At 73.3% G+C, this 26,667-nt stretch carries 24 protein-coding genes and 1 pseudogene; 12 read left to right on the forward strand and 13 right to left on the reverse strand.

Features of this window, described 5'->3' with window-relative positions; all coding sequences use genetic code 11:
• Positions 1 to 45: 45 nt before the first annotated feature.
• From ITX44_RS12815 to ITX44_RS12835, 5 genes are all read right to left on the reverse strand, one after another.
• A complete protein-coding gene (locus ITX44_RS12815; protein ID WP_307795269.1) occupies positions 46 to 828 on the reverse strand; it encodes an adenosylcobinamide-GDP ribazoletransferase in 783 nt (260 codons plus the stop codon).
• A 68-nt stretch (positions 829 to 896) separates the two neighbouring features.
• Entirely contained in the window at positions 897 to 1,520 is a 624-nt protein-coding gene (locus ITX44_RS12820; RefSeq protein WP_205357287.1) for a hypothetical protein, read from the reverse strand.
• A 10-nt stretch (positions 1,521 to 1,530) separates the two neighbouring features.
• Positions 1,531 to 3,315, reverse strand: a complete 1,785-nt coding sequence (locus tag ITX44_RS12825) for a phosphatidylglycerol lysyltransferase domain-containing protein (protein ID WP_205357288.1) — start codon at positions 3,313 to 3,315, stop codon at positions 1,531 to 1,533.
• 59 nt (positions 3,316 to 3,374) lie between these two features.
• Positions 3,375 to 4,475 carry a nicotinate-nucleotide--dimethylbenzimidazole phosphoribosyltransferase gene (cobT, locus tag ITX44_RS12830; RefSeq protein WP_205357289.1) on the reverse strand — a complete coding sequence of 367 codons (1,101 nt, stop codon included), beginning with the start codon at positions 4,473 to 4,475 and terminating at the stop codon, positions 3,375 to 3,377.
• 455 nt (positions 4,476 to 4,930) lie between these two features.
• Positions 4,931 to 6,139 carry a bifunctional adenosylcobinamide kinase/adenosylcobinamide-phosphate guanylyltransferase gene (locus tag ITX44_RS12835; protein WP_205357290.1) on the reverse strand — a complete coding sequence of 403 codons (1,209 nt, stop codon included), beginning with the start codon at positions 6,137 to 6,139 and terminating at the stop codon, positions 4,931 to 4,933.
• 226 nt (positions 6,140 to 6,365) lie between these two features.
• Here ITX44_RS12835 and ITX44_RS12840 point away from each other — a divergent pair, with 226 nt between their 5' ends.
• Positions 6,366 to 6,581: a hypothetical protein gene (locus tag ITX44_RS12840; protein ID WP_205357291.1), complete on the forward strand. Its 216-nt coding sequence runs from the start codon at positions 6,366 to 6,368 to the stop codon at positions 6,579 to 6,581.
• Positions 6,582 to 6,660: 79 nt separating this feature from the next.
• Here ITX44_RS12840 and ITX44_RS12845 read toward each other — a convergent pair whose 3' ends face one another.
• The 3 genes from ITX44_RS12845 to ITX44_RS12855 form a co-directional block, all read right to left on the reverse strand.
• A complete protein-coding gene (locus ITX44_RS12845) occupies positions 6,661 to 7,758 on the reverse strand; it encodes a S1C family serine protease (protein ID WP_205357292.1) in 1,098 nt (365 codons plus the stop codon).
• A gap of 138 nt (positions 7,759 to 7,896) precedes the next feature.
• Complete coding sequence (locus tag ITX44_RS12850; RefSeq protein WP_236060531.1) at positions 7,897 to 8,670, reverse strand: class I SAM-dependent methyltransferase; 774 nt, start codon at positions 8,668 to 8,670, stop codon at positions 7,897 to 7,899.
• A 158-nt stretch (positions 8,671 to 8,828) separates the two neighbouring features.
• Positions 8,829 to 9,416: a DUF3043 domain-containing protein gene (locus tag ITX44_RS12855; RefSeq protein WP_205357293.1), complete on the reverse strand. Its 588-nt coding sequence runs from the start codon at positions 9,414 to 9,416 to the stop codon at positions 8,829 to 8,831.
• A 191-nt stretch (positions 9,417 to 9,607) separates the two neighbouring features.
• On the opposite strand from ITX44_RS12855, the gene ITX44_RS12860 reads away from it, so the two are divergent.
• The 5 genes and pseudogenes from ITX44_RS12860 (at position 9,608) to ITX44_RS12880 (ending at position 13,817) form a co-directional block, all read left to right on the forward strand.
• Entirely contained in the window at positions 9,608 to 10,399 is a 792-nt protein-coding gene (locus tag ITX44_RS12860; protein WP_205357294.1) for a PspA/IM30 family protein, read from the forward strand.
• 41 nt (positions 10,400 to 10,440) lie between these two features.
• The gene (pspAA, locus tag ITX44_RS12865; protein ID WP_205357295.1) at positions 10,441 to 10,719 is read left to right on the forward strand and encodes a PspA-associated protein PspAA; all 279 of its coding nucleotides are present in this window, start codon (positions 10,441 to 10,443) and stop codon (positions 10,717 to 10,719) included.
• 115 nt (positions 10,720 to 10,834) lie between these two features.
• Positions 10,835 to 11,506: a hypothetical protein gene (locus tag ITX44_RS12870; RefSeq protein WP_205357296.1), complete on the forward strand. Its 672-nt coding sequence runs from the start codon at positions 10,835 to 10,837 to the stop codon at positions 11,504 to 11,506.
• A gap of 103 nt (positions 11,507 to 11,609) precedes the next feature.
• A complete protein-coding gene (locus ITX44_RS12875; protein ID WP_205357297.1) occupies positions 11,610 to 12,551 on the forward strand; it encodes a TIGR04222 domain-containing membrane protein in 942 nt (313 codons plus the stop codon).
• Positions 12,548 to 13,817 (forward strand): annotated as a pseudogene (locus ITX44_RS12880) (MbnB/TglH/ChrH family RiPP precursor modification enzyme). The gene ITX44_RS12875 and the pseudogene ITX44_RS12880 overlap by 4 nt, the downstream one beginning before the upstream one ends.
• 169 nt (positions 13,818 to 13,986) lie before the next feature.
• On the opposite strand, the gene ITX44_RS12885 reads toward ITX44_RS12880, so the two are convergent.
• Both ITX44_RS12885 and nadA read right to left on the reverse strand, forming a co-directional pair.
• Complete coding sequence (locus ITX44_RS12885; RefSeq protein ID WP_307795241.1) at positions 13,987 to 14,910, reverse strand: GNAT family N-acetyltransferase; 924 nt, start codon at positions 14,908 to 14,910, stop codon at positions 13,987 to 13,989.
• Positions 14,911 to 14,984: 74 nt separating this feature from the next.
• Entirely contained in the window at positions 14,985 to 16,157 is a 1,173-nt protein-coding gene (gene nadA / locus ITX44_RS12890) for a quinolinate synthase NadA (RefSeq protein WP_205357299.1), read from the reverse strand.
• A 335-nt stretch (positions 16,158 to 16,492) separates the two neighbouring features.
• On the opposite strand from nadA, the gene ITX44_RS12895 reads away from it, so the two are divergent.
• Positions 16,493 to 16,846 carry a HesB/IscA family protein gene (locus ITX44_RS12895; RefSeq protein ID WP_205357566.1) on the forward strand — a complete coding sequence of 118 codons (354 nt, stop codon included), beginning with the start codon at positions 16,493 to 16,495 and terminating at the stop codon, positions 16,844 to 16,846.
• A gap of 87 nt (positions 16,847 to 16,933) precedes the next feature.
• Here ITX44_RS12895 and ITX44_RS12900 read toward each other — a convergent pair whose 3' ends face one another.
• On the reverse strand, positions 16,934 to 18,727 hold the full coding sequence (locus tag ITX44_RS12900; RefSeq protein ID WP_205357300.1) for a hypothetical protein: 1,794 nt from the start codon (positions 18,725 to 18,727) through the stop codon (positions 16,934 to 16,936).
• Positions 18,728 to 18,956: 229 nt separating this feature from the next.
• Entirely contained in the window at positions 18,957 to 19,184 is a 228-nt protein-coding gene (locus ITX44_RS12905; protein WP_205357301.1) for a hypothetical protein, read from the reverse strand.
• 200 nt (positions 19,185 to 19,384) lie between these two features.
• On the opposite strand from ITX44_RS12905, the gene ITX44_RS12910 reads away from it, so the two are divergent.
• Entirely contained in the window at positions 19,385 to 20,368 is a 984-nt protein-coding gene (locus ITX44_RS12910) for a carbohydrate kinase family protein (protein WP_205357302.1), read from the forward strand.
• Positions 20,369 to 20,421: 53 nt separating this feature from the next.
• On the opposite strand, the gene ITX44_RS12915 is transcribed toward ITX44_RS12910, so the two are convergent.
• On the reverse strand, positions 20,422 to 21,828 hold the full coding sequence (locus tag ITX44_RS12915; RefSeq protein WP_205357303.1) for a cysteine desulfurase/sulfurtransferase TusA family protein: 1,407 nt from the start codon (positions 21,826 to 21,828) through the stop codon (positions 20,422 to 20,424).
• Between the two features lie 236 nt (positions 21,829 to 22,064).
• Between ITX44_RS12915 and ctaC the strand changes: the two genes are divergently transcribed.
• The 4 genes from ctaC (at position 22,065) to ITX44_RS12935 (ending at position 26,666) form a co-directional block, all read left to right on the forward strand.
• Positions 22,065 to 23,057, forward strand: coding sequence for an aa3-type cytochrome oxidase subunit II (gene ctaC / locus ITX44_RS12920; RefSeq protein ID WP_205357304.1), 993 nt, complete (start codon positions 22,065 to 22,067; stop codon positions 23,055 to 23,057).
• Entirely contained in the window at positions 23,054 to 24,796 is a 1,743-nt protein-coding gene (gene ctaD / locus ITX44_RS12925) for an aa3-type cytochrome oxidase subunit I (RefSeq protein WP_236060494.1), read from the forward strand. Before ctaC ends, ctaD begins: the two co-directional genes overlap by 4 nt.
• A complete protein-coding gene (locus ITX44_RS12930; protein ID WP_205357305.1) occupies positions 24,793 to 25,191 on the forward strand; it encodes a cytochrome c oxidase subunit 4 in 399 nt (132 codons plus the stop codon). Before ctaD ends, ITX44_RS12930 begins: the two co-directional genes overlap by 4 nt.
• Before the next feature lie 125 nt (positions 25,192 to 25,316).
• Positions 25,317 to 26,666 (forward strand): L,D-transpeptidase, encoded by a 1,350-nt coding sequence (locus ITX44_RS12935; protein WP_205357306.1) that lies wholly within the window; start codon positions 25,317 to 25,319, stop codon positions 26,664 to 26,666.
• Position 26,667 lies beyond the last annotated feature (1 nt).

Here is a 26,667-nt window from a genome sequence, read left to right on the forward strand (position 1 = left end):
GTTCGCCGTACGGGCGGCATGCGCGTCGGTCGTACGCGGTGGCGCTCAGCGCAGGGCGAGCACCAGGGCGGCGGCGGTGACCGCGGTCTCGCACAGCGCCCCGAACACGTCGCCGGTGACGCCGCCGAAGCGCCGACCGCAGTGCCGCAGCAGCGCCTCCGCGCAGGCCAGGCCGAAAACCGCCGCCATTGCGGCGCGCAGGGCGGTCAGGCCGCCGAAGGGCTGTCCGGCCGCGGCTGCCAGTACCACGACCAGCGCGGCAGCGCCGAACGCCGTGCCCGCCGGGACCGCCCCGGCCACCGCGGCGCCCAGCCCCTCGGGCCGGGCGGCCGCCACCCGGGGACGGCAGGCCAGCGTCATCGCGGTGCGTCCGGTGACCGCGGCCAGTGCCGCGGCGGTCCCGCCGTACACCCAGCCGTGCCCGTAGGCGGCGGCCAGCGCTGCGGTCTGGGCGAGCAGCACCAGCACGAGGACGACCACGCCGAAGGGCCCGATGTCGGAGCGCTTCATGATCCGCAGCGCCTCCTCGGCCGGCTTGCCGCTGCCCAGCCCGTCGGCGGTGTCGGCGAGCCCGTCCAGGTGCAGCCCCCGGGTCGCCGCGGCCGGGACCGCGACGGCCCCCACCGCCGAGAGCAGCGGCGCCGCGCCCAGCGCGTGCAGCGCCCCGCCCGCCGTCGCGGCCCCCAGGCCCACGGCCAGCCCCACCAGGGGAGCCGCGGCCATCCCGCGCCCGGCCGCCGCCCGGTCCCAGCGGCTGACCCGCACCGGCAGCACGCTCAGCGTCCCGAACGCGAACCGCAGCCCGTCCCCGACCGACGCGGGCGGCACCGGCGGGCCGGGCGGCCGGGCCGGCGGCGGTACGGGCGCGGTGCGCGGCAGGGGCTCGGGTACGTCGGTCACCGCGCGAGGCTATCGCGGCGGGTCCGCCATGCCTCCGCTCCCGCGAGCGCCAGTACGGTCAGGGCGCCGGCCAGGTGCTCGCAGCCGGCCAGGTTGGTGACCCAGACCGCCTCGGCCACCATCGCCAGGACGATCAGGGGAGCGGTGAAGCGGGCGCCGAAGCGGCAGGCGACGTAAAGGCCGAGGGCGACCACCGCGGCCGAGGGGCCGGTGTCTCGGACCGCCAGGTCCTGGGCGGGCAGGCCGGGGAAGCCGTGCGGGCCCGCCCACAGGCAGTAGCGGGCGAAGCAGGTGCCGGCCAGGGTGGCCAGCAGCGCGAGGACCAGCGTGCGGCGGGCGCCCAGCGTGGTCTCCGCGATCCCGAAGACCACCACGACCTGCACGATCAGTCCCCACACAGGCAGCGACGGGTCCGGGACGAACAACGACAGCGGTGTGCGCAGCAGCGCCTGCCACCACGGCAGCGCCGCGTAGACGCCGCCGAGCCGGTCCACCCACCGCCCGGCGCCGCCGGTGTGCTGGAGCACCTGGAGCAGCAGGATGCCCAGGCACGAGACGAGGGTCAGCGGCACCGCGCGCGGCCCGCGGGCCCGCAGCCGCCGCAGTACCCGCGGCAGCACCGCGCCCCATTCACGCGCGGCGAAGCGCCGTACGCGCTGCCCGGGCCCGCCCGTTCCCGCGGCGCAGCGGGGCCGGCAGCCGCGGAACCCCCAGGAAGCCTTCCGCGCGGGCGCCGGCGAGGCCGATCCGGGGCAGTTCGCTGGACTTGCCGAACAGCACATACCGCGGCTCCCAGATCGGCCGGAACTTGGCGTTGGCGCGGTACAGCGACTCGATCTGCCACCACCGCGAGAAGAACGTCAGCAGCGAGTGCCACAGCCGCAGCACCGGGCCGGCGCCCAGCCGCGAGCCGCGCTCGAAGACCGAGCGGAACATGGCGAAGTTCAGCGAGATCTGCGCGACCCCGACCTCCTCGGCGCGCTGGATGAGCTCGATCACCATGTACTCGATCAGGCCGTTGTCCGCGCTGCGGTCGCGCCGCATCAGGTCCAGCGACAGGCCGTGCGGCCCCCACGGCACGAAGCTCAGCAGCGCCTTGGGCCGGCCCTCGCCGTCCTGGCACTCCACCATCACGCAGTCGCCGTCCGCCGGGTCGCCGAGCCGGCCCAGCGCCATGGAGAAGCCGCGCTCGGTGCCGCCGTCGCGCCAGTGGTCGGCCCGCTCCACCAGGGCGTCCATCTCGTCGGCGGGGATGGCGGAGTGCCGCCGGATACGGACCTGGCAGCCGGAGCGGCCCACCCGGTTGTACGCCTGCCGGACCGTGCGCATCGCCCGGCCGTCCAGGGTGAAGTCCGCGGTCTCCACGATCGCCTCGTCGCCCAGTTCCAGCGCGTCCAGGCCGTGCCGGGCGTAGACCGTGCCCGCCTCCTCGCTCGCGCCCATGACGGCGGGCACCCAGGCGTGCAGCTTGGCCTCCGCGAGCCAGGCGTCGATCGCGCCCGGCCACGCCTCCGGGTCCCCGATCGGGTCGCCCGAGGCGAGGGTGACCCCGCCCAGCACCCGGTAGGTGATGGCGGACTTGCCGGTCGGCGACCAGATCACGCTCTTGTCGCGGCGCAGCGCGAAGTAGCCGAGCGAGTCCCGCTCGCCGTACTTGTCCAGCAGTGCGCGCAGCCGGTCCTCGTCCTCGCCGCACACCAGTTCCCGGCCCCGGGGCGAGCGGAAGGCGACGAACAGCACCAGCAGGAACAGCACGGCGCTCATCGCGTTGATCGCCACGTCCACCCAACCGGGGGTCTCGATGGCCGCGAACTCGGTGTCGCCCGGCACCAGGCTGATCAGCCGCACCACGGCGTAGCCGAAGATGTCGCCGAAGGTGGCGCCGTGCGCGGAGTTGGTGCCGGCCACCAGGGCGGTGCCCAGCAGCGCGGCCACCACCAGGCCCACCGCCGCGGTCAGGCCCGCGTGCCAGGGGTTGGCCGGGTCGCCCTTGGCCCGGAACTCCCGCCGCCCGGCCAGCAGCGCCAGCAGGAAAACGGTGGTCACCACCAGGGAGACCCAGTTCTGCGGGTGCTTGTGGATCTGCGGCCACACCATGCTGAGCGCCAAGGCGGCGAAGAACAGCCCGCACAGCACGAAGTTGAGGATCCAGGCGGCGCGCTTGCGGCGGCGCATGGTGACGGCCAGGAAGAGGGTGACCAGGCCCGAGGTGAAGCCGGCGGTCAGCAGGTAGGGGGTGAAGTAGTCCTGGGCGTTGTGCCGCCTGATGTCGCTGCCGAAGGACACCCAGACCGCGCCCAGCAGGTTGAGCAGGGCGATCACCCGCAGGTACCAGACGGTGAATCCGGCCGCCCGGCCCGGCCACGGACGCGCGGTACGGGCGCCCCGTACGGTGCCCGCGCTGACCGTTCCCATATTGGGTGATGTTATGCGCAGATGTCCTGATTATGTGGTTGGCCGGGCCTGCAATGTGCTCATACCGCGGGCGCGGGGTCCGGCTCCGATCCCGGCCCGGCGTCCGCTTCGGCGGCGGCCTTCGGGTCCGGGAGCTCGGCGGACAGCGCCGCCGCGGCCTGGAGCAGCGGCAGGGCCATCAGGGCGCCCACTGCGGAGCCGGTGTGCAGCGAGAAGTCCAGCAGCGGTTCCAGTGAGATCCGGTCCAGCGCCTTGGCCTGGCCCGGCTCACCACTGACGTGCCCGGCCAGCCACCAGTCCGGCGCCCGGAACGCGATCCGCTGCGCCACCAGGCCGCAGGCCGCGCTGACCACTCCGTCCAGCACCACCGGGAGCTTGCGCACGGCGGCCTGGAGCAGGAAGCCGGTGATCGCCGCGAAGTCCGCGCCGCCCACCGCGGCCAGCAGCGCGAGCTGGTCGCCCAGCACCGGCCGGGCCCGTCGCAGTCCGTCGCGGATCGCCGCGCACTTGCGCATCCAGGTCAGGTCGTCGATGCCCGAGCCGCGGCCGGTGACCACCGAGGCGTCGGTGCCGCACAGCGCGGCGATCAGCACGCCCGCCACCGTGGTGCCGCCCACGCTCAGGTCGCCCAGCAGCACCAGGTCGGTGCCGGAGTCGGCCTCCTCGTCGGCCAGCGCCATGCCGGTACGGAACGCCTGCTCGGCCTCCTCGGCGCTCAGCGCGTCCTCGATGTCCAGCCGGCCGGAACCACGCCGCACCCGGTGCGCCGTCACGTCGGCCGGCAGTTCGGCCTCGTCGCAGTCCAGCGCCAGGTCGACCAGCCGCACGGTGGCGCCGTACTGGCGGGCGAGCACCGCGACCGGCGCGGTCCCGTCCAGCACCGCGCGGGCCAGCTCCACCGCCGAGCCCGCCGGCCGCACCGACACGTCGAGCGCGGCCACCCCGTGGTCGCCGGCGAACACCAGCACCCGCGGCCGGGTGATCGGCCGCACCGGGACCACGCCCTGCACCGCCGCCAGCCAGTCCGCCAGCTCCGCGGGCCTGCCCAGCGCCCCGGCCGGCGCCACCAGCCGTGCCCACCGCTCCTGCGAGTCCCGCCGCACGCCCGCCTCGGGCCGCTCCACCAGGGAACCGAATTCGTCCACGTCGATGCCGCTCACCCGCCGAAGATTACCCCGCTGGGGCGCCGACCCCGGAGCGCGGTGCCTCGCCCTGCGGCGCGGGCGGGGGTCGTTGGGGGGTGGCGGCGGTTCGGCACGGCCGGGCTCCGTCGTCCCGCGCGTTCCGCCGCGGCGGCGGAATGATGAAGCGGCGCTCCTTCGCCCTGCCCGGGTCGGCGGTGGCCGTTGGGGTGGTGGTGGTTCGGCGCCGCGGGTCTGTGCCGTCCCGCGTTCCGCCGCGGCGGCGGACCAAGGAGGCGGCGCTCCCGCGCGCACCTTCCGGAGCGGAGGAGGCGAACGCCCCCATTCCGCCGCGACGGCGCGGAACCACGACAGCGAGGACCGGCGGTGCCGAAAGGGCCGCAACCCGACGACGATCGGCCCCGAGCCGTGGCCGGCAAGGAAATGGGCGACGGCAACCCCCGTCGATCCCCGGCCGTCAGGCCGAACGCGGCTCAGCCGCGCAGCGGGAGGGCTTGGCCGGCCACCACCAGGAGGACGTGTTCGGACTGGGCGGCGATCGCGGTGTTCAGCCGGCCGAGTTCGTCGCGGAAGCGGCGGCCGGAGGCGGTGGCCGGGACGACGCCGGAGCCGACCTCGTTGGAGACGGCGACGACCGTACGGCGAGTGGTGCGCCAGGCGGCGGCGAGTTCCGCGGTGCGGGCGGCCACTTCGCGGGCGGCGCCGTGGTGCCAGGCGGTGTCGTCCCAGGCACCGGCCTTGTCCATCACGTCGGTCAGCCACAGGGACAGGCAGTCGATCAGCAGCGGCGGTCCCTGCGGGTCCGCCAGCAACGGGACGAGGTCGCAGGTCTCCTCGGTACGCCAGGAGGCGGGGCGCCGTTCGCGGTGCAGGGCCACCCGGTCCGCCCAGTCCGCGTCGTCCGCGCGGGTGCCGCCGGTGGCCACGTACACGACCCCGGGGAAGCCGGCCAGCCGCCGCTCGGCCTCGGCGGACTTGCCCGATCGGGCTCCGCCCAGCACCAGGGTGCGGCGCGGCACGTCCGGCACCTCCTGGTAGTCGCCCGCCACCAGGGTGGTGCCGTCGGGCACCGCACGTGCGCCGAGCGCCGCCAGCCGCCGGTCGAGTTCCGGGCCCGCCGTGGGCGCGTCGTGGCCGAGGTGCACGGCCACCACGTCGGTGGTGCCGGCCACCGCGCCGGATGCCCGCAGCCGGGCCAGCGCGTCCGGCCGGCCCGCCACGTCCAGCAGCACCAGGTCGTACGGGGCCCCGTCCGCCTCGGCGTTGCCCGCGGGCGCGCAGCCCGGCGGCAGGTACAGCGCCCGCAGGCCGTCGGGCGACTCGATCGCGTAGCCGGTTCCGGGCGCGTCGGTGGCGATCGCCGTCACCCGGTGGCCGGTGATCAGCGGCAGCCGCCGGCCCTCCGGCACCCGGGCGGGCGTGGGCAGGCCGGGGGGGATCTCCACCGGCGGGCCGTCGTGCGGGTGCGACAGCAGCACCAGTCGCAGTCCGCCCAGGCTCTGCCCGGCCCGGGCCGCGGCCAGCGCGACCCCGGGGGTCAGGTCGAGCAGCACCACCCCGTCCACCAGCACGGCGGTCGCGCCGCGCGCCCCCGCTCCGATCGAGGCCGCGCACACCGCGCACGGGCAGTCGGGCACCGGCAGCCCCAGCGGCCCCCCGGTGCCGAGCAACGTCAGTTCCACGCCACGATCGTCTCGCGTCCGGCTCCCCGGGTCGCGCGGGAGCCCCCTGCTGTGACGGCCGGGACGCACGGTACGGCCGTTCCCGTACGTTTTCGGGCCCCGGCACGGCCGACGGCGCCGCGCCGACCGCTCCCGCGAGTGGATCTCGGGCCGATACGCTTCCCCAGGCGGCCGTACCGGCTCGTCGAGCCCCAGGACCGAGGGTCGAGGAACCGAGGAGAGACGCATGACGTGGACGTGGCGGTTCGAGAAGGACGACGGCACCGAGGTGCCGCCCGCTGTGCAGCCGGAGGAGTTCACCACGCAGGGGGACGCCGAGTCGTGGATCGGCGAGGTGTGGAAGGACCTGCTGGAGGGCGGCGCCGACCAGGTCGTGCTCTTCGAGGACGACCTGAAGATCTACGGCCCGATGAGCCTGCACGCGGACGCGCCGGAGGCGTGAAAGCGGGCCCGGGACCGTACCGACCGCACCACGACGGCGACGCGGGCGCCGGCCGGGATTCCGGCGCCCCGGCCGGCCGTCACAGCGACCCCAGCGTCACCTGCACCGTGTGGCTCACGCCGTCGCGCTGGTAGGTCACCGGCACCTGCTGGCCCGGTTTGAGGCCGGCCAGGGTGTCGGTGAGCGTCTGCACGGTGGTGATGGCGGTGTTGTCGACCTTGGTGATCACGTCGCCGACGCGCAGCCCGGCCTTCTGCGCCGCCCCGCCCTGACCGACCCGGACGATCGCGGCGCCGGCCGGCTGGGTGCCCGAGACCACTCCGCGCACGGTGACGCCGAGCGCGGCGCGGCCGGAGTTGGTCACCTTGCCGTTGGCGATGATCTGGTCGGCGATCCGCTTGACCGTCGAGGACGGGAGCGCGAAGCCGATGCCGGGCGCGGCGCCGCTGCCGAACTGCGGGTCGGTGGCCGCCAGGGTGGGGATGCCGATCACCTGGTTGTCCAGGTTCACCAGCGCGCCCCCGCTGTTGCCCGGGTTGATCGCGGCCGAGGTCTGCACCATGTCGGGGATGGTCGCGCCGGTGCCGCCGCTGCTCCCGGCCTCGCTCACGGTGCGGCCGGTGGCCGAGACGATGCCCTGGGTGACGCTGCCGGACAGCCCCAGCGGGTTGCCCATCGCCAGCACGATCTCGCCGACCGCCACCGTGGAGGAGTCGGCGAAGGTCGCGGGTTTGAGGCCGCTGGGCGGCGAAGTCAGCCGGATCACCGCCAGGTCGCTGGCGGCGAAGGACGACACCAGGCGCGCGGCCAGCGGCTTGCCGCCGGTGGCGAGCTGCACGTCGAAGGACTTGGCGTTGCCCAGCACATGGGCGTTGGTCACGATGTCGCCCTTGGTGTCGTAGACCACCCCGGAGCCCAGGTCCTGGCTGGTGGTGATCTGCACGACCGACGGCAGCACGGTCCTCACGGCGTTCTCGTACGCGTTCTGCAGGTCGTTGCTCGCCGCCAGGGCCACCCCGGCGGTCCGCGGGCTCCGCGTCGCGGCGCCGGGGGACGAGGACGAGGCGCCGGACGAGGTGCACCCCGTCACGAGCAGGGCGGCCGCCGCGAGCCCGGCCGGCAGCCACAGCTTGGGATGCGGGCCCGGCCGGACCCGCAACAGGCGTGATCCACTCATATCCGAATTGTCGCGCCGTCGCGGGCGTCGCGGCCCGGCCCGGGCCGCCAAACGGGTCCCGGGCGGCTCAGGGCGTGGCGTTACGGCGCGGGCGGCGATCGGGTACGGATCCGGCGCCCGGGCGCGGACGGCCGGGCGTCAGCCGCGGACCCCGCACAGGTGAAGCAGTGCGGCCACCGAGCGATAAGGGTCCTCGCGTCCGGCGCGGTCCTCGGCGTCCAGCAGCTGGGCGAATTCCGCCGGGTCGGGCGGGGCCGCGGCCCGGTCGGCGGCGGTGTCGGTGAAGACCCGCACCCCGTACCAGACCCGCAGCGGCACCCCGATGTCCGCGAGGGTCTCGCTCAGGTCGGCCAGGCGGTCCGCCCTGGTGGCCAGGCCCAGCCGGTTGGTGTAGACGGCGGACCCGAAGGAGGCGAGCGCCGTCCGCCAGTCGCCGAGCAGCCCGGGCCGCATGGCCAGCGCGTCCCCGTTGCGCACCACCAGCGACAGCAGGCCGCCGGGCGCCAGGACCCGGGCCAGCGCCGCCAGCATCGGTTCCGGATCGGGCAGGTACATCAGCACGCCGTGGCACAGCACCACGTCGAAGCAGGCCGGTGCGAACAGCCGGCCGGCGTGCCGGCCGTCGCCGGGCAGGACCACGAAGCGGTTGCGTACGTCCTCGGGCTCGGCCGCCACCGCGGCCCGCAGGGTGGCCAGCATCGTGGGGTCGGCCTCCAGGCCGGTCACCAGGTGGCCGGCCCGGGCCAGCCGCAGCGCCTGGGTGCCCTGGCCGGGGCCCACGTCCAGCACCCGCAGCCGGCGCAGCGCGTGCGAGCCGGTCGGCAGCGGGAAACACGCGGCGATCTGTTCGTCGAGCTGCCGGGTCACCAGCTCCTGGCGCACCACGTTGCGCAGGCCGCCGAGCCCGGACAACCAGCCCTCGGCGCCGCCGGTGAAGCCCGAGGCGCCCGCGGGCACGCTCGCGGCGGGCGGACCGGGAGTGCCGGAAAAGCCGGGCAGGCCGGAAACGCCGGGGACCTCGGGAAACCCGCCGTAACCCGTGGCGGGGCCGCGGCCGCCGGCCGGGGTGCTCAACGCTTGGAGCCGCGGCCGACCTGGGGTTTCGGCATCCGCAGCCGCCGCATCTGGAGGGTGCGCATCAGGCCGTACGCCACCGCGCCCTTGGTGTTCTGGCCCGCGAACTCCTTGCGCAGCAGCATGCGCAGCCGCAGACCCGTGACGATGGAGTCGCCCACGATCATCACGATGACCACCAGCCACAGCAGCAGCGACAGGTCACGCAGCGAGCTGACCTGGACGATGCTCATGACCAGGATGACCACGGCGATGGGCAGGAAGAACTCGGCCACCCGGAAGCGGGCGTCCACGTAGTCGCGGACGTACTTGCGAATGGGGCCGCGGTCGCGGTTCGGCAGATACCGCTCGTCACCGCCGGCCAGCGCCTCGCGCTGCTTGGCGAGGTCGATGCGGCGCGCCTCACGGGCCGCGCGGGCCGCCGCCTTGCGGTCGGTGGGCGCGGTCGCCGCCTTGCGCCGCGCGGTCTGTGCCTCGCTGCGCTTGGGAGTGGGGCGCCCCTTGGGGGCCTGCGGGTTGCGCGGCTGGTCCTCCAGCACCGTGGTGCTGGCGGCCTGCTCATCCTGGGAACGACGTCGGAACACACCTCCAGCTTACGTACTCACGGCGCACGACCCCAGCCCCCCGCCTACTCCCTGGGCCGGAGGTCACCGAACCGTGATCGTCCTTGCGGATGAGCGCATCCGCGTCCGAACAGTGCGGTAATGGAACCAGGGCCCGTACGCTGGGGTCTGTAGAGCTGGAGCTGTTGCCGAGAAGGGGGCGCGCGAGGCCCATGAGCGGTGTCATGAAGCGGATGGGAATGATCTTCCGCGCGAAGGCCAACAAGGCCCTGGACAGGGCTGAGGACCCGCGCGAAACGCTCGACTATTCGTACCAGAAGCAGCTCGAGCTGCTCCAGAAGGTGCGCCGGGGCGTGGCGGACGTCGCCACCTCGCGCAAGCGCCTGGAGCTCCAGCTCACCGAGCTGCAGAAGAAATCGACCACCTACGAGGACCAGGGCCGCAAGGCGCTGGCGCTGGGCCGCGAGGACCTGGCCCGTGAGGCGCTGTCCCGCCGGGCCGCGCTTCAGCAGCAGGTCACCGACCTCGAGGCGCAGCACACCCAGCTCCAGGGCGAGGAGGAGAAGCTCACCCTGGCCTCCCAGCGGCTGCAGGCCAAGGTCGACGCCTTCCGCACCAAGAAGGAGACCATCAAGGCCACCTACACCGCGGCCCAGGCGCAGACCCAGATCGGCGAGGCCTTCTCCGGCATCTCCGAGGAGATGGGCGACGTCGGCATGGCCATCCAGCGGGCCGAGGACAAGACCGAGCAGCTGCGGGCCCGGGCCGGCGCCCTGGACGAGCTGATCGCCTCCGGCGCCCTGGACGACCCGAGCGGTCTGGCCAAGGACGACATCCAGGCCGAGCTGGACCGGCTCTCCGGCGGCAGCGACGTGGAGCTGGAGCTCCAGCGCATGAAGGCCGAGCTGGCCGGCGGCAGCGACCGGCAGGCCATCGAGGGCGGCCAGAACGGGCAGTCCGCGCAGAACCAGCCGCAGGACACCCCCAAGTTCGACAAGAGCTGACCGACGCAGGCCCCGGCCGCGGACTCGACGAGGAGGCCGTCATGATCGTGCGGATCATGGGGGAGGGCCAGGTGACGCTGGACGACACCAGCGTCATCGAGCTCAACACACTGGACGACGAACTGCTCGCCACGATCCAGGCGGACGACGAGGAGGGCTTCCGCCGCACGCTGGGCGCCCTGCTCGACGGGGTGCGCCGGATGGGCACCCCGCTGCCCGACGACACCCTGGAGCCGTCCGAACTCATCCTGCCCGCGTCCGACGCCACCCTGGACGAGGTCAAGCAGATGCTGAGCGACGACGGGCTGATCCCGGGCTGACCTCCCGCCGGGCGCGGCCGTCCGGACGGCCGGAACGGCTCGCCCGCGCCGGAACCGGAGCGGGCCGGACGGCCTCTACCCGGGCGGAGTTCCGTACACGCCCAGGGGGGAGCCCATGCGGGTCCGAGCCATCGCGCGCGTCCGCCGGACCGCCGTCGCGCTGGGGGCCGTCGCGCTGCTCTGCGCCGGCTCGACCGGCTGCTCGGCCACCGGCGGCAAGGTGGCGCAGGCCGGCCCGCCGCCGGTCTGGCAGCCCGCCGACCAGGGCCTGATCACCTGGAACTACGACCCGTCGAACGCCGGCACCACCTGGAACCCCACCGCCCGCACCAACGGCTGCCTGTTCCTCACCGCGGTGCTGCTGCGCTCCCCGGCCACCCTCACCCACGTCCTCTACGGCCTGTCCGGCGCGCAGCCCTCGGGCCTGACCCCGGGCCGGAACCGTATCGGCCTCTACAGCGCCACGGGCACCCTGCTCGCACAGACCGCCGACCAGACCCCGATCTGGTCCGACCCGGCCCGGCAGAAGGTGAACGAGGTGCCCTGGACCACACCCCGTCACGCCGCCGCCGGCCGCTACTACGTGGTCTTCCTCTACAACGGCGTCACCTCCGGCCTGAACTTCAAGGCATCCGGCGCCGGGCCCACCGCGAACGCCGGCGCCCCGCCCGGCCTGATGCGCTACTCCATGATCAGGGCCGGCGCCGCCGAACTGCCCGCCCGGCTGGACCTGCGCCGCCAGGTCACCCCGCTCCCGTTCAACAGCCAGTGGATCGGCCTGAACTGACGGGAACTCACCCGAATCCCGCGGAACCGTCCGGGCGGCACAGGCGTGCCCGTTGACGAAGAGGGCGGTGGGGGCCGCCCCACGGGGGAGCCAGGAGGCCGGGATGAGTCAGCCCTGGGGACTGAGCGGTCCGCAATTCCTCGGCGTGTACGCCGGAGCGTTCGCCGTCTCGCTGATCGCGACGGCCGCCTGGTACGCCGCCGTACGACGGGTCCGCACCGCGACGACGCCGGTGGACGTCTACACGCTCGCCGTCGTGAAGGGCGGGCGCGACCGGGTGGTGGACACGGCCGTGCAGGCCCTGGTCGCGGGCGGCCAGGTGCGGGCGAGCCGCGACCACACGCTCACCGTGTGCGGCGCGGCCGCGCCCGGCGAGCCGGTGCAGCGGGCGGTGCTCGCCGAGCTGGAACGGGTCGGGACCACCAACTTGCGCGGGGCGCGGCGGCTGGGCGGCGCCACCGAGCCGGTCCGCGGCGTCGAGCGCGCCGCGGCGGCCAGGGGCCTGCTGCTCGGCGCAAGCCGCCGCCGGACCGCGCGGCTCGCGGCCCTGCTGCCGCTCGCGGTGTTCGGGGTCGGCGTGGCCCGGCTCGTCAACGGCATCCGGCTCGGCCGTCCCGTGAGCCTGCTGGTGTTCGAGCTCCTGGTCAGCGCGGTGGTGACGGCGATCGTCGCGACCGTCGGGCCGCCCCGGGTCACCATGGCCGGGAAGGAGCTGTCGGCCCGGGCCGGACGCCACGGGGGCCGCGCGACGGAGGTCCTTCCCGCCTACGCGGACGCCTACGCCGACTCGTACGCCGACTCCTACGCCGATCAGGGCCGGCCGGCCGCGTTCGGTGCGGTCGCCGCGGCGGGTGCGCTGCTCGTCCCGGCCGCCGTGCTCGGGGTCGCGCACCTCGGGGCGGCCGGAGTGGACGACAGCGAACTGCGTCAGGCCCTCTACGGCGGCATGACCGGCTCGTCCTCCTCCGACGGCGGCTCTTCCGGCGGCGGTTGCGGCGGGGGAGGGGGCTGCGGCGGTGGTTGCGGTGGCGGGTGCGGCGGATGAGCGGCGCACCGAACTCCGACCCGCACGGCCCGGTGAGCCCGGAGTCTCCCGCGCTTCCGGCGCTCGGTCACGGGATCGGCTGGCGGCCGGCCATCGACCTGACCGTGGAGCGGCTGCCCGGAGTGGACTTCGTGGAGGTCGTCGCCGAGGGGATCGACCCCGGTCGGCTGCCCGAGTCGCTGCGGGTGCTGCGCGGCCGGGGCGTGCCGGTGGTGCCGCACGGCGTCTCGCTGTCGCTGGGCGGCGCGGGTCGGCCGGACCCGGCCCGGCTGGCCCGGCTCGCCGCCTGCGCGGAGGCGCTGGACGCACCGCTGGTCAGCGAGCACATCGCGTTCACCCGGGCCGGCGACCTGGACGCCGGGCACCTTCTGCCGGTGCCCCGTACGAAGGACGCGCTGGCCGTGGTCGCCGAGAACATCCGGATCGCCCGCGACCACCTGCCCGTCCCGCTGGCCCTGGAGAACGTCGCCCCGCTCTTCGCCTGGCCGGACGACGAACTGACCGAGGGCGAGTTCCTGCACGAACTCGCCGACCGCACCGGGGTATCGCTCCTGCTGGACGTCGCCAACCTGCACACCGCCCGCGTCAACACCGGCGCCGACCCGTACGCCACGCTGGACCGGCTGCCCCTGGAACGGCTCGCCTACGTGCACGTGGCCGGCGGAATCGAGCGCGACGGCGTCTGGCACGACACCCACACCCACCCGGTGCCCGCCCCGGTCCTCGACCTGCTCACCGACCTCGCCCGGCGCGCCCCGCTGCCCGGCGTCCTCCTGGAACGCGACGGCGACTACCCGCCGGACGCCGACCTCGCCGCCGAACTCGCGGCGATCCGTACCGCGGTCGACCGGGGCAGGAACGCGAGCGGGGGCGGGCGTGGCCGCTGACCCGGAACCGTCCGCGGCCGACCGTCCCGATCCGGAGCGGTCGCTCGCCGGCGCGCGGGACCGCCTCGCCGCCGGGCAACGGGCCCTGCTGGCCGCACTCGTGGCCGGCGCAACGGCACCGGACGGCTTCGACCCGGAACGGCTGCGGGTGCAGGCGAGGTCCCTGACGCTGAAGCGGACCCGGGTGGCCGCCGCTCATCACCCCTGGCTGGCCGAGGCCTTGGGCCCGGACCACGCCGTGCTCTTCGCCCGATACGCCCACGCGCACCCGCTCACCGCCGGCCGGTCCGGTCACGCCGACGCCGAGTCCTTCGAGGCGTATCTGCGCGACACCGGTGCGATGCCGAAGCGGCCCCGCCGGCTGTTCCGGCGGCGCTGACGGATCGGCAGCTCCTGGGGGTGCCGCGGAACCCGCGGCCCGCTCAGGGGGACAGCAAGGGCCTGAGGGCGACTTCGTATACCCGGGTCATCGCCGACATGCCGAGCGGCTGTTGCCATGGCGCTGAAGGACCGCCAGCTCCCGGGCTCCGCAGACACCTGCGGCCCGCTCACGGGAACAGCGTGGACGTGAGCGCCAGTTCGGGCGGTCGCATGCCGCGCAGGCACACGAAGCCGTCGTTGACGATGTGCAGCCCGGCGGCGACGGCCACGTCGAGGGCCCACTGGCCCTCGGCGAGCACGTGGGGTACGTCCACGGGATCGCCCGGGGGAGTGGCGAGGAGGGCGGCGGTCAGGAGGCGGGTGGCGAGGCGGCGGGAGGTGGCGGCAAGGGCCTCCACCCGGCCGCCGCCGGCGTAGCAGTAGCCGCTGCCGGCCAGGTCGTCCACGACGAACAGCCGGTGGTGCCGGAGCAGTTCCTCGTGGTCCGGGCCGTGGGCGCCGCCCCGGGTGCGGCGGTCCACGGAGTCCATCAGGTCGCGGTGCCGGGCGGTGCCCTCGTGCACGGCGCCGTCCGGCGGATCGAGCCGGGCCGGGTCGGCGAGACCGGTCAGCCGCATCGCCGGGTGCACGTCGAAGCCCGCGCGGCGCAGGGTGCGTACCGCCACCGGATCGGCCGGGGCGCAGGCCAGTGCGCGCAGGCAGGCCCGGCCGTGCTCCATCGTGCGGTTCAGCAGGGCGGCGCCCACCCCCTTGCCGCGCGCCTGCGGTACGACCGCGAGCAGCGACAGCGACCAGGTGCCCTCGCGCCGCGCGGACAGCGCCACCGCGATGGGGCCGGCGGCCCGGTCCTCCACCACCCAGCACCCGCCCGGATCGGTACGGGCCAGGTGCCGGGTACGGCCGCGGTGCCGGGCGCTGCGCTCCTCGGTCCAGCCGTCGCCGGGCCATCGGTGCCCGCCCGCCCGGTGGCCGTGACCGTCGTCCGGGCCGGGCAGTGCCCGGTACGTTCCCGACGCGGCCGCGGCCACCTCCCGTACCAGTTCGGCGTCCGCCTCGTCGTCCCGTACCGGTCGCAGTATGAGCGGAGTCACCGCTCCATCATCCGCCGCACGGGCCCCGATCGGAGGAGCCCGGCCGGACATGTCGCCGGCCGGGCGGGAGACCGTTACGGCAGCGCGAGCATCCGCTCCAGGGCGAGCTTGGCGAAGTGCTCGGTCTCGGCGTCCACCTGGATCCGGTTGACGACCTTGCCGTCGGCCAGCGACTCCAGCGCCCACACCAGGTGCGGCAGGTCGATGCGGTTCATGGTGGAGCAGAAGCAGACGGTGCGGTCCAGGAAGACGACCTGCTTGTCCGGGTGGGCCTTGGCCAGCCGCCGCACCAGGTTGAGCTCGGTGCCCAGCGCCCAGGCCGAGCCGGCCGGAGCGGCGTCCAGGGCCTTGATGATGTACTCGGTCGAGCCCACGTAATCGGCCGCGCCGACGACCTCGTGCTTGCACTCGGGGTGGACCAGCACGTTGACCCCGGGTATGCGGGCCCGCACCTCCTCCACCGAGTCCAGGCTGAAGCGGCCGTGCACCGAGCAGTGGCCGCGCCACAGGATCATCTTCGCCGCGCGCAGCTCCTCGGCGGTCACGCCGCCGCCGGGCTTGTGCGGGTTGTAGACCACGCAGTCGTCCAGCGAGAAGCCCATCTCGCGCACCGCGGTGTTGCGGCCGAGGTGCTGGTCGGGCAGGAACAGCACCTTCTGGCCCTGCTCGAACGCCCACTCCAGGGCCCGCCGGGCGTTGGAGGAGGTGCAGATCGTGCCGCCGTGCCGCCCGGTGAAGGCCTTGATGTCCGCCGAGGAGTTCATGTACGACACGGGGACCGTGATGTCGGCCACGCCGGCCTCGGCGAGCACGTCCCAGCACTCGGCGACCTGCTCGGCGGTGGCCATGTCGGCCATCGAGCAGCCGGCCGCCAGGTCCGGCAGGATCACCTGCTGCCGCTCGGAGGTGAGGATGTCCGCGGACTCGGCCATGAAATGGACTCCGCAGAAGACGATGTACTCCGCCTCGGGGCGGGCCGCCGCGTCCCGGGCCAGTTTGAAGGAGTCGCCGGTGACGTCGGCGAATTCGATGACCTCGTCGCGCTGGTAGTGGTGACCGAGGACGAACACACGCTCGCCCAGCTTCGCTTTCGCGGCGCGGGCGCGTTCCACCAGTCCGGGGTCGGACGGGGCGGGGAGGTCGCCGGGACAGTCCACCCCGCGCTCGCTGCGCGGGTCGGACTCCCGGCCGAGCAGGAGCAGGGCGAGCGGCGTGGGCTGTACGTCCAGCGTTTCTGTGGTGGTCACGGGCCCGTAGCCCTTTCTTTCCGGCAGAGCAGACCTTTTCGTCTACTTGACGCTATCTATCATAGTCGCTTCGTGTCAGATTGACGACACCGGTCTCGTCACTGTGACGCATTCCCCGGAACGGCCCTCGCGCGCTGGTCGCGGCAGCCGTGCCCGGGCCGGGACGGGCGGGGGTGTGCAAGCATGGAGAGGACACGCGGAGGGGACCCCGAGCGGAACCCGAACGGAATTGGCCCGAACGGACAGGGGAAGACGTCCGCAGGGCGGAATGAATCCGCGAAGGCGACGGTTGACCATCGTTGCCCAGAAGTCCGTACAACCCGGGAGTGAAGCAGATGACGGTTCAGGACGAGACCACCACGAGCGAGGGCATCCTCCTGTCCGACGCCGCCGCGTCCAAGGTGAAGAACTTGCTGGAGCAGGAGGGCCGTGACGACCTCTCGCTGCGGGTCGCCGTCCAGCCCGGCGGCTGCTCGGGCCTGCGGTACCAGCTCTTCTTCGACGAGCGTTCGCTCGACGGGGATGTCGTCAGGGACTTCGGCGGTGTCAAGGTCGTCACCGACCGGATGAGCGCCCCCTACCTGACGGGTGCCTCCATCGACTTCGTGGACACCATCGAGAAGCAGGGCTTCACGATCGACAACCCGAACGCCACGGGCTCCTGCGCCTGCGGCGACTCTTTCCACTGAGGCCCGCCGGGGCAGGCGAACGGCCCCGAACAACCGGAAGCGGCGGCACCCCCACCAGGTGCCGCCGCTTTTTGTGCCGGCAACCGGTCACTGTCCCCTGACCGGCTGCCCGTCCGTGGCGTTCACCACCGTGCGGTCGCCCAGCGGCTGGGCGAGGTGCACCGACGCGGTGAACTGGCGGGCGATCATGGGGCACATCTGCTGTGTGCCCGTGTTCTTGGGCGTGGCCGTCACCGTCACCCGTACGGAGTCGGCCGACTCGGCCGCCGTCGCCTTGTAGGTGTCGCACTCCCCGCCCCAGAAGGTGAGGGTGAGAGTGGTGCCCGCGGCCCGGTAGCCGGTCACCGGGATGTGCTGCGGCGCCTTCGGGTCGGCCGGCATCCCGGGGTCGGGCAGCCGCGGGCCGCCCGGGTTCACGGGAGCACCGGGGTTCACGGGTGCGCCCGGCGACGCGGGGGCGGAGGGGGCGCTCTGACCCGGCGCGCTCTGACCAGGGCTGCTCTGCCCGGGGCCGCCCATGCCCGGGCCGCCGGTCGAGGGGCTACCGGTGGCGATGTACGACGGGTCCACCGCGGTCTGCGCCACCACCGAGGTACGGGCCACTCCGGCCGGAGCGGTGTCGAACAGCCAGGCCGGCACCAGCGCCTGCGTGCCCGAGACGAACTCCGCCGCCAGCCCGAACGACGCCCCGCGCACCTGCACCGGGTGGCCGTTGCCGGGAACGCACGGCAGGGTCCGCGGCAGCGTCCGGTCCTGCCCGGGCACGGTCGGCGTCGCCTGCGGCTGTGCGAGGCCCTGCCCGCCGTGCATCGGCACCACGCAGTTCGCGAGGCCGTGGTCCGGGACCGGCCCCGGAAGCCGGGCGCTGAGCTGCAGATACGCGCCGGCGGCGCTGATCACCGGGTAGTCGTCGCCCTTGGCCAGCGGCGCCAGGCGCCCGTACCCCAGGGCGATCGTGCCGTCCGGGCCGATCTCCAGCTGGGTGGTCCAGCCATGCGTGGGCAGGCCGCCCACCACCGGATCGGCGGTCACCAGCCGCATCGACCCCACGGTCTGCGCGGCGTCCACCCGCGCCCCGGACAACCCAAGTGCGGCCAGCACCGGCGCCGCCGCCTGCCGCGCATGCTGCTCGTCCACCGGGGCGGAGCCGCCCGGACCCGGCGAGGGCGCGACCGGCATCACCGGCACGGAGACCGTGCCCGGCAACGAGGGCGTGGCGCCGGGGTGACCGGTGACGGCGGTCGTGGCCGTCGTACCCGTCCCGGTGGAACTCGTGCTCGACGTGCTGCCCGACGCGTTGCCCGCCGGGCCGCTGTCCGGGCGCGCGCCGATGACGGGCGACCCGGCGCGGGTGTACGACCAGGTGCCGGCCGCGCCCTTGTCGACCAGCAGCGCGGGTCCCTGCTTCGGCGGCGCGACCTGCCAGGAGCCGGCCGAGGAGGTGATGGCGCCGGTCATGCCCAGCGCGTCGGCGAGCTTGCGCACCGCGTCCTGGCTCACAGCGTCCGGCCGGTAGACCGGGGCGTGCTTCGGGCCCTGCGGGAGGGTGCCGGTCAGCCGGTACGCGGCGCCGCCGGCGGGGGCGGAATCCGTGGAGCCGCCGCCCGGCGCCGGTACGTCCGGGCCGGCGATGCGCAGCGGGGCGGGCCCGCCGCTGCCGGAGCCGCCGTCCGCGGCCGCCCACCAGGCGCCGCCGCCTCCGGCCAGCAGCACGGCCGCGGCCACCGCGGCGATCGTCAGCCGGGGCCCGCGGCGGCGCCCCTGCCGTTCACCCTGCTCCGCCGCCGTATCCGCGCCGGACTCCGCCACCACCGGGCCGTCGGTGCCCGCTGCTCCGCCGGTCCGCTCGCCGGCGCGGCCTTCGTCGTGCTCGCTGCTCACCGTCGTGCTCCTTCGGCTTGCTCACCGCTCGGTGTCGCTCGGTGCCGATGAGACGCGGCGGGCCCCGAACCGGTTCCACCCGGGCCGGCAAGGGACTGGAGCCGGACCGAAGCCGGACCGGAGCGGGATGCCGTACCGGGAGGCCGCGGCGGGACGGCGTCAGCGTTCGCCCGCTCGGATTACCTCGCCCAGGTGAATTTCGGGGCGTGTCGGGCAGCGCGGACCGGGCTCACTCCCCGTACTCGGCCATCTCGTCCACCACATGGGCGGAGGCCGCCGGCACGGTGACGCCGTGCAGGCCCGCCGGCGTGACCGGGGTCGGCTCCCGGCGCGCGGGCGTGCGCCAGCGCGCTGCCATCCGCCGGCAGTCGCCGATCAACTGCTCCAGCGACTCCGGTTCGCCCGGTGCGGAGGAGGGGACAGAGGAGAGGACACCAAGGGGACGTACAGCACTCATGCTTCCGACCCTAGGCAGCCGATGCGGAGGGGGTAAGGCCTACTATCGGGTAGTTTCGCCGTGCCCCCGTATCACCCACCGGGTAGCGTGGGCGGTCCGTGCCGTCCCGCTGTCCCCGCCGTGCCGTCCTGCCCTGCCGTTCGGCCGGCCCGTCCCCGCCGCCCGCCCCCACCGACCCCCGGTCCCAGGAGCCAGCCACCGTGCGTATCGCCGTCACCGGATCCATCGCCACCGACCACCTGATGAACTTCCCCGGCCGGTTCGCCGACCAGTTCGTGGCCGATCAACTGCACAACGTCTCGCTGTCCTTCCTGGTCGACTCCCTCGACGTGCGCCGCGGCGGGGTCGGGGCGAACATCGCCTTCGGCATGGGCCAGCTCGGCGTCCGCCCGGTCCTGGTCGGCGCCGCCGGCAACGACTTCGGCGAGTACCGGGCCTGGCTGGAGCGGCACGGCGTGGACACCGCGTCCGTACGGATCTCCGAGGTGCTGCACACCGCCCGCTTCATCTGCACCACCGACGCCGACCACAACCAGATCGGCTCCTTCTACACCGGCGCCATGAGCGAGGCGCGGCTGATCGAGCTCCAGCACGTGGCCGAGCGGATCGGCGGCCTGGACCTGGTCTCCATCGGCGCCGACGACCCCGAGGCGATGCTGCGGCACACCGAGGAGTGCCGCACCCGCGGCATCCCGTTCGCCGCCGACTTCTCCCAGCAGATCGCCCGCATGGACGGCGAGGACATCCGGATACTGCTGGACGGCGCCGCCTACCTGTTCAGCAACGAGTACGAGAAGGGTCTGATCGAGACCAAGACCGGCTGGACCGCGGCGGAGATCCTGGACCGGGTCGGCACCCGGGTCACCACCCTGGGCGCCCAGGGCGTGCGGGTCGAGCGCAAGGGCGAGCCGGCCATCGAGGTCGGCTGCCCCGAGGAGGACGCCAAGGTCGACCCGACCGGGGTCGGCGACGCCTTCCGGGCCGGCTTCCTGTCCGGCCTGGCCTGGGGCGTCTCCCTGGAACGCGCCGCCCAGACCGGCTGCATGCTGGCCACCCTGGTCATCGAGACCCTGGGCACCCAGGAGTACGAGCTGCGCCGCGCCCACTTCCTGGAGCGCTTCACCAAGGCGTACGGCGACACCGCCGCGCAGGAGGTCAAGCTGCACCTCGGCGCCTCCGACTGACCGGGCCCCACCGGCCGCACCCCGTACGGCCCGTTCCGTACCGCCCGGGTCCCTCACACGCGGCGCCGCACCACATACGCGGTGCCGCGTGGCGCCGGGCGCTCCCCCACGTACTCCTGCGCGCGCATCTCGCACCACACCGGGATGTCCAGCCGGGCCGCCTCGTCGTCGGACAGGACGGTCACCAGCCCGCCGACCGGCACCCGGCCGATCTCCCGGGCCAGGTCGATGACCGGGATCGGGCAGCGCTTGCCGAGCGAGTCGACCACCAGCTCCGCCAACTCCTCGGCCTCGCCGCCCGTTCCCGGCCCGGCAGCCGTCTGCGGCGCACCGGCCGGCGCGCCTGTCGACACCGTCACGTGCTCCCGTACCTGCGCGACCACCCCCGGCAGCACGTCGAGGAAGCGCTCCACCTCCTCCCGGGCGGTGCCCGGCGGCAGCGACACCCGCACATTGCCCTCGGACAGCACGCCCATGGCCTTGAGCACATGGCTCGGCGTCAGGGTGCTGGACGTGCACGATGACCCGGAGGAGACCGAGAAGCCGGCCCGGTCCAGGGCGGTCAGCAGCGCCTCGCCGTCCACGTACAGGCAGGAGAATGTCACCAGGTGCGGCAGCCGCAGCCGGTCGTGGCCCACCACTTCGGTGTCCGGGACCAGGTGCGGCACCCGGGACCGGATCAGGGCCACGAGTTCGGACAGCCGCGCGGCCTCGGCGTCGGCCTCGGCCCGCACCGCGCGCAGCGACGCGGCCGCCGCCACGATCGCCGGCAGGTTCTCGAAGCCGGGCGAGCGGCCCGACTCCCGTTCGTCGGCGGGCTCCTGGGGCGCGTACCGCACTCCCTTGCGCACCGCGAGCAGTCCGACCCCGGACGGTCCGCCCCATTTGTGGGCACTTGCGGCCAGCAATGACCACGGCCCGTCCACCGGGCCCCAGGCCAGTGACTGCGCCGCGTCCACCAGCAGCGGCACCCCCGACGCCCGGCAGACGTCGGCCACTTCGGCCACCGGCTGCACCGTACCCACCTCGTGGTTGGCCGACTGGAGGCAGGCCAGCGCGGTGTCCGGGCGCAGTGCGGCCGCGAAGTCCGCGGCGGCCACCCGCCCGGTACGGTCCACGCCCACGGACGTGACGTCGTACGGCTCCGCCGCGTGCAGCACCGCCGAGTGCTCCACCGCGGACAGCGCCAAGTGCCGTCCGGTCCGGCGGCGCCCGGTCATCGCCCCGGCCACCGCGGAGTGCAGCGCCCGGGTCCCCGAAGGAGTGAAGACGAGTTCGTCGGGACGGCAGCCGGCCAACTCCGCGGCGGCCTCGCGGGAGGCGTCCAGCAGCAGCCGCGCGCGGCGGCCCTCGCGGTAGAGACGGGCCGGGTCGGCCCATCCCTCGTCCAGCGCCGCGGCCAGTGCCTGACGGGCGACGGGGTGCAGCGGAGCGGCCGAAGCCATGTCGAAATAGGACACGTCTGCACGCTACAACCTGCCCGTTCACGGCGTCGGACGGCAGCCGGAACGCCGCATTCCATCCCTTCGGGGTGGGGCCCGGCGCGTTGGCCCCCCTGGCCGCACGACCCCAAAAAGCGTCCAGTAGGGTTTGGTCCGCATAAACATCCACACCTGTTGTCCGCGCGCGGGCCGACCGACCAGCAGACGGCCGGAACACTCGTAACGCGCGGGCGAGACTCTCGGGAAGGCGCTACGTGAGTCCCAACGGCTCCGACCTCCCCCGCCGCCACAAGGGCGTGGGGGGTAACCCCACGTCGCGGCGCCCGGCACGGCGATGGCTGCCGCGGGCGCTGGCCGCGGGCCTGGTCCTGGCGACCGCCACTGGCTGCTCGTACAAGGACTATCCCCGGCTGGGCATGCCCAGTCCGGCCACGCAAGAGGCACCGCGCATCCTTGCCCTGTGGCAGGGGTCCTGGGCCGCGGCACTGGCCACCGGCGTGCTCGTCTGGGGCCTGATTCTGTGGAGCGTGATCTTCCACCGGCGCAGCCGGACCAAGATCGAGGTCCCGCCGCAGACCCGCTACAACATGCCTCTTGAGGCCCTGTACACGATCGTTCCGATCCTCGTGATCGCGGTGCTCTTCTACTTCACCGCCCGGGACGAGTCCAAGCTGCTGGACACCTCCAAGAAGCCGCAGCACGTGGTCAACGTGGTCGGCTTCCAGTGGAGCTGGGGCTTCAACTACGTCGAGAACGTGGACGGCAACCCGGCGACCGGAGCCACGGTGCCGCCGAACCTGTCCTCGATCCCGTCGAACAAGCTGGACTTCACCCCCGGCGACGAGGGCGTCTACGACGTCGGCACCCCCGCCAGCAAGGACCCGGACACCGGCCTTCCCGGCCCGGTGCTGTGGCTGCCCGAGGGCCAGTCCGTTCGGTTCGTCCTCACTTCGCGCGATGTCATCCACTCCTTCTGGGTCATTCCGTTCCTGATGAAGATGGACGTCATCCCCGGCCACACCAACGTCTTCCAGGTGACGCCGAACAAGATCGGTGACTTCAAGGGCAAGTGCGCCGAGCTGTGCGGTCAGGACCACTCCCGCATGCTGTTCAACGTCAAGGTCGTGACGCCGCAGCAGTACGAGCAGCACCTCAAGGACCTGGCGGCGAAGGGTCAGACGGGTTACATCCCGGCCGGCATTGCCACCACGGGCAACGCGAAGAACTCGGAGCCCAAGACCACATGAGTATTCTCAACGAACCTCAGGGCGCGGCTCCGGCCGACGACTCCTACGAGGACGAAATCCCGGCCCAGCGCAAGAAGCCCGGCTCCTTGGTCGTGTCGTGGCTGAGCACCACCGACCACAAGACCATCGGCACCCTGTACCTGGTCACCTCGTTCGGCTTCTTCCTCATCGGCGGCGTGATGGCGCTGATGATGCGCGCCGAACTCGCCCGCCCGGGCAACCAGTTCCTGTCGAACGAGCAGTTCAACCAGGCGTTCACGATGCACGGCACCGTGATGCTGCTGATGTTCGCGACCCCGCTGTTCGCCGGCTTCACCAACTGGATCATGCCGCTGCAGATCGGCGCGCCCGATGTGGCGTTCCCGCGGCTGAACATGTTCGCCTACTGGCTGTACCTGTTCGGCTCGCTGATCGCGGTCGGCGGCTTCCTCACTCCGCAGGGCGCCGCGGACTTCGGCTGGTTCGCCTACTCGCCGCTGTCGGACGCGGTCCGCTCGCCGGGCGTCGGCGCCGACATGTGGATCATGGGTCTGGCGCTGTCCGGCTTCGGCACCATCCTCGGCGCGGTCAACTTCATCACCACGATCATCTGCATGCGCGCTCCCGGCATGACCATGTTCCGCATGCCGATCTTCTGCTGGAACGTGCTGCTGACCGCGGTGCTGGTGCTGCTCGCCTTCCCCGTGCTGGCCGCCGCGCTGCTCTGCCTGGAGGCAGACCGAAAATTCGGGGCACATGTCTTCGACGCGGCAAACGGCGGAGCATTGCTGTGGCAACACCTCTTCTGGTTCTTCGGCCATCCAGAGGTGTACATCATCGCCCTACCATTCTTCGGCATCATTTCCGAGGTCATCCCGGTCTTCGCCCGCAAGCCGATGTTCGGCTACATCGGCCTGGTCGCGGCGACCATCTCCATCGCCGGCCTGTCCGTGACGGTGTGGGCGCACCACATGTACGTCACCGGTGGTGTACTGCTGCCGTTCTTCTCCTTCATGACCTTCCTGATCGCGGTCCCGACCGGTGTGAAGTTCTTCAACTGGATCGGCACCATGTGGAAGGGCTCACTGAGCTTCGAGACACCGATGCTGTGGGCCATCGGCTTCCTGATCACCTTCACCTTCGGTGGTCTGACCGGTGTGATCCTGGCCGCGCCGCCGCTGGACTTCCACGTCTCCGACTCCTACTTCGTGGTGGCGCACTTCCACTACGTGGTGTTCGGCACCGTGGTGTTCGCGATGTTCGCCGGCTTCCACTTCTGGTGGCCGAAGATGACCGGCAAGATGCTGGACGAGCGGCTCGGCAAGATCACCTTCTGGACGCTGTTCTTCGGCTTCCACGGCACCTTCCTGGTGCAGCACTGGCTGGGCGCCGAGGGCATGCCGCGCCGGTACGCCGACTACCTGGCGGCCGACGGCTTCACCACCCTGAACACCGTCTCCACCATCAGCTCCTTCCTGCTGGGCCTGTCGATCCTGCCGTTCCTCTACAACGTCTGGAAGACCGCCAAGTACGGCAAGAAGGTCGAGGTGGACGACCCGTGGGGCTACGGCCGCTCGCTGGAGTGGGCGACCTCCTGCCCGCCGCCGCGGCACAACTTCCTCACGCTGCCCCGTATCCGCTCCGAATCCCCGGCGTTCGACCTGCACCACCCGGAGATCGCCGCGGCTGACGCCCTGGTCGCCAGCGGTGCGAGCACCGCCTCGCTGACCGGCGCGGACGACAAGGAGGGCCGGGCGTGAAGCTCCAAGGCAAGATGTTCGGCGGCCTCGCCGTCTTCATCCTGGCCGCCGCCGTCGTCTACGGCTTCTGGTCCAAGGAGGCGGTGGGCACCACCGCGCTGATCCTGGCCTTCTGCATGTGCACCATGATCGGCTTCTACCTGGCGTTCACCGCCCGGCGGGCCGACAACGGGCCGCAGGACCGGGAGAACGCGGACATCGCCGACGACGCCGGTGAGGTCGGTTTCTTCAGCCCGCACAGCTGGCAGCCGCTGATGCTGGCGGCCGGCGGCTCGCTCGCCTTCCTCGGCATCATCTTCGGCTGGTGGCTGCTGTTCTTCGGCCTGCCGGTGATACTGATGGGCGTGTGGGGCTGGGTCTTCGAGTACTACCACGGCGAGAACCGCACCCAGTGATCCGATAGGCACCACGCGGTACCGCCGAGGGGGGGGCGGGGACTCCGGCTATGTCCCGGCCCGCCCCTCGCTCGTTCGTACGCGCTCGCCGCGCGGAACCGGCCCGCCGTTCCTAGCGTGAGCGCATGAGCCACTCATCCATAGCCAACCGGCGCCGCCGGATGACCGTGCTGCGCTGCGCACTGATGCTGGCGCCGCTCGCGGCGGCGCTCAGCGCGTGCAACGACGGGAACCCGCTCGCGGCGTCTCCTTACGACGCCCAGGCCACCATCGCCTACGGAACCTCGTCCGGCGGGAAGGCGGACCCGAACAAGCCGCTGGAAATCACCCTGAAGGACGATGGTGCCAAGATCACCGACGTCACCGCCACCGACGCGAGCGGCCGCTGGGTGCGCGGCGAACTCAGTGCCGACGGACGCCGCTGGCACTCCACCGCCCCGCTCGCCGCCGGCGTCCACTACACCGTCCGGGTGAGCACCGAGGACTCGGACGGCCACCCCGGGCGCAAGGTCAGCGGCTTCGACACCACATCGGTCCGCGGCGCCGGGCTGCACGTCACCTTCGGCCCGAAGGGCGGCACCTACGGAGTGGGCCAGCCGGTCACCGCCACCCTCAGCGCCCCGGTCAAGGACCCGGCCGCCCGCGCCGCCGTGGAGTCCAACCTGCACGTCACCTCGGCGCCGCAGGCGGCCCAGGGCTCCTGGTACTGGGTGGACGACAAGACCCTGCACTATCGGCCCAGCCAGTACTGGCCCGCGCACGCCACGATCACGGCCAGCTCGACCCTCAGCGGCGTCCTGGTCAAGAACGGGCTGTACGGGAGCGCCGACAAGCCGCTGACCGTGCACACCGGGGACCGTATCGAGGCGATCACCGACGCCGGCAGCCACGAGATGACGTTCAAGGACGACGGCAAGGTAGTCCGGACCATGCCCGTCACCACCGGCAAGCCCGGCTTCGACACCCGCAACGGCACCAAGGTCGTGCTGGAGAAGGAGCAGTTCGTGCAGATGCGCAGCGCGACGGTGGGCATAGCCGCCGGCAGCTCCGACTCGTACGACCTGCCCGTCTACTGGGCCGTCCGGGTGACATGGAGCGGCGAGTACGTGCACGCGGCGCCCTGGTCCCAGGGATCCCAGGGGTATGCCAACGTCAGTCACGGCTGCACCGGCATGAGCACCGCCAACGCCGAATGGCTCTTCGAGCACGTCCAGCCCGGCGACATCGTCAAGGTCGTGAACAGCGACGGCCCCACCATGACGCCCTTCGACAACGGCTTCGGCGACTGGAACCTCACCTGGTCCCAGTGGAAGCAGGGCAGCGCCCTTGCGGGCGGCGGGGGCGGCGTCACGCCCAAGCTCCCCGCTCCCGGCAGCGGCTCCGACTCCGGCGGCGGCCAGACCAGCATCGGGGACCAGGAGCAGGAGCCCCATCTGCCCTCCGACCCGGCCCGGCTGCGCCCCGAGGCCGCCTGAC

It is taken from the genome of Actinacidiphila acididurans (assembly GCF_016918855.1).
GTDB lineage: Bacteria > Actinomycetota > Actinomycetes > Streptomycetales > Streptomycetaceae > Actinacidiphila > Actinacidiphila acididurans.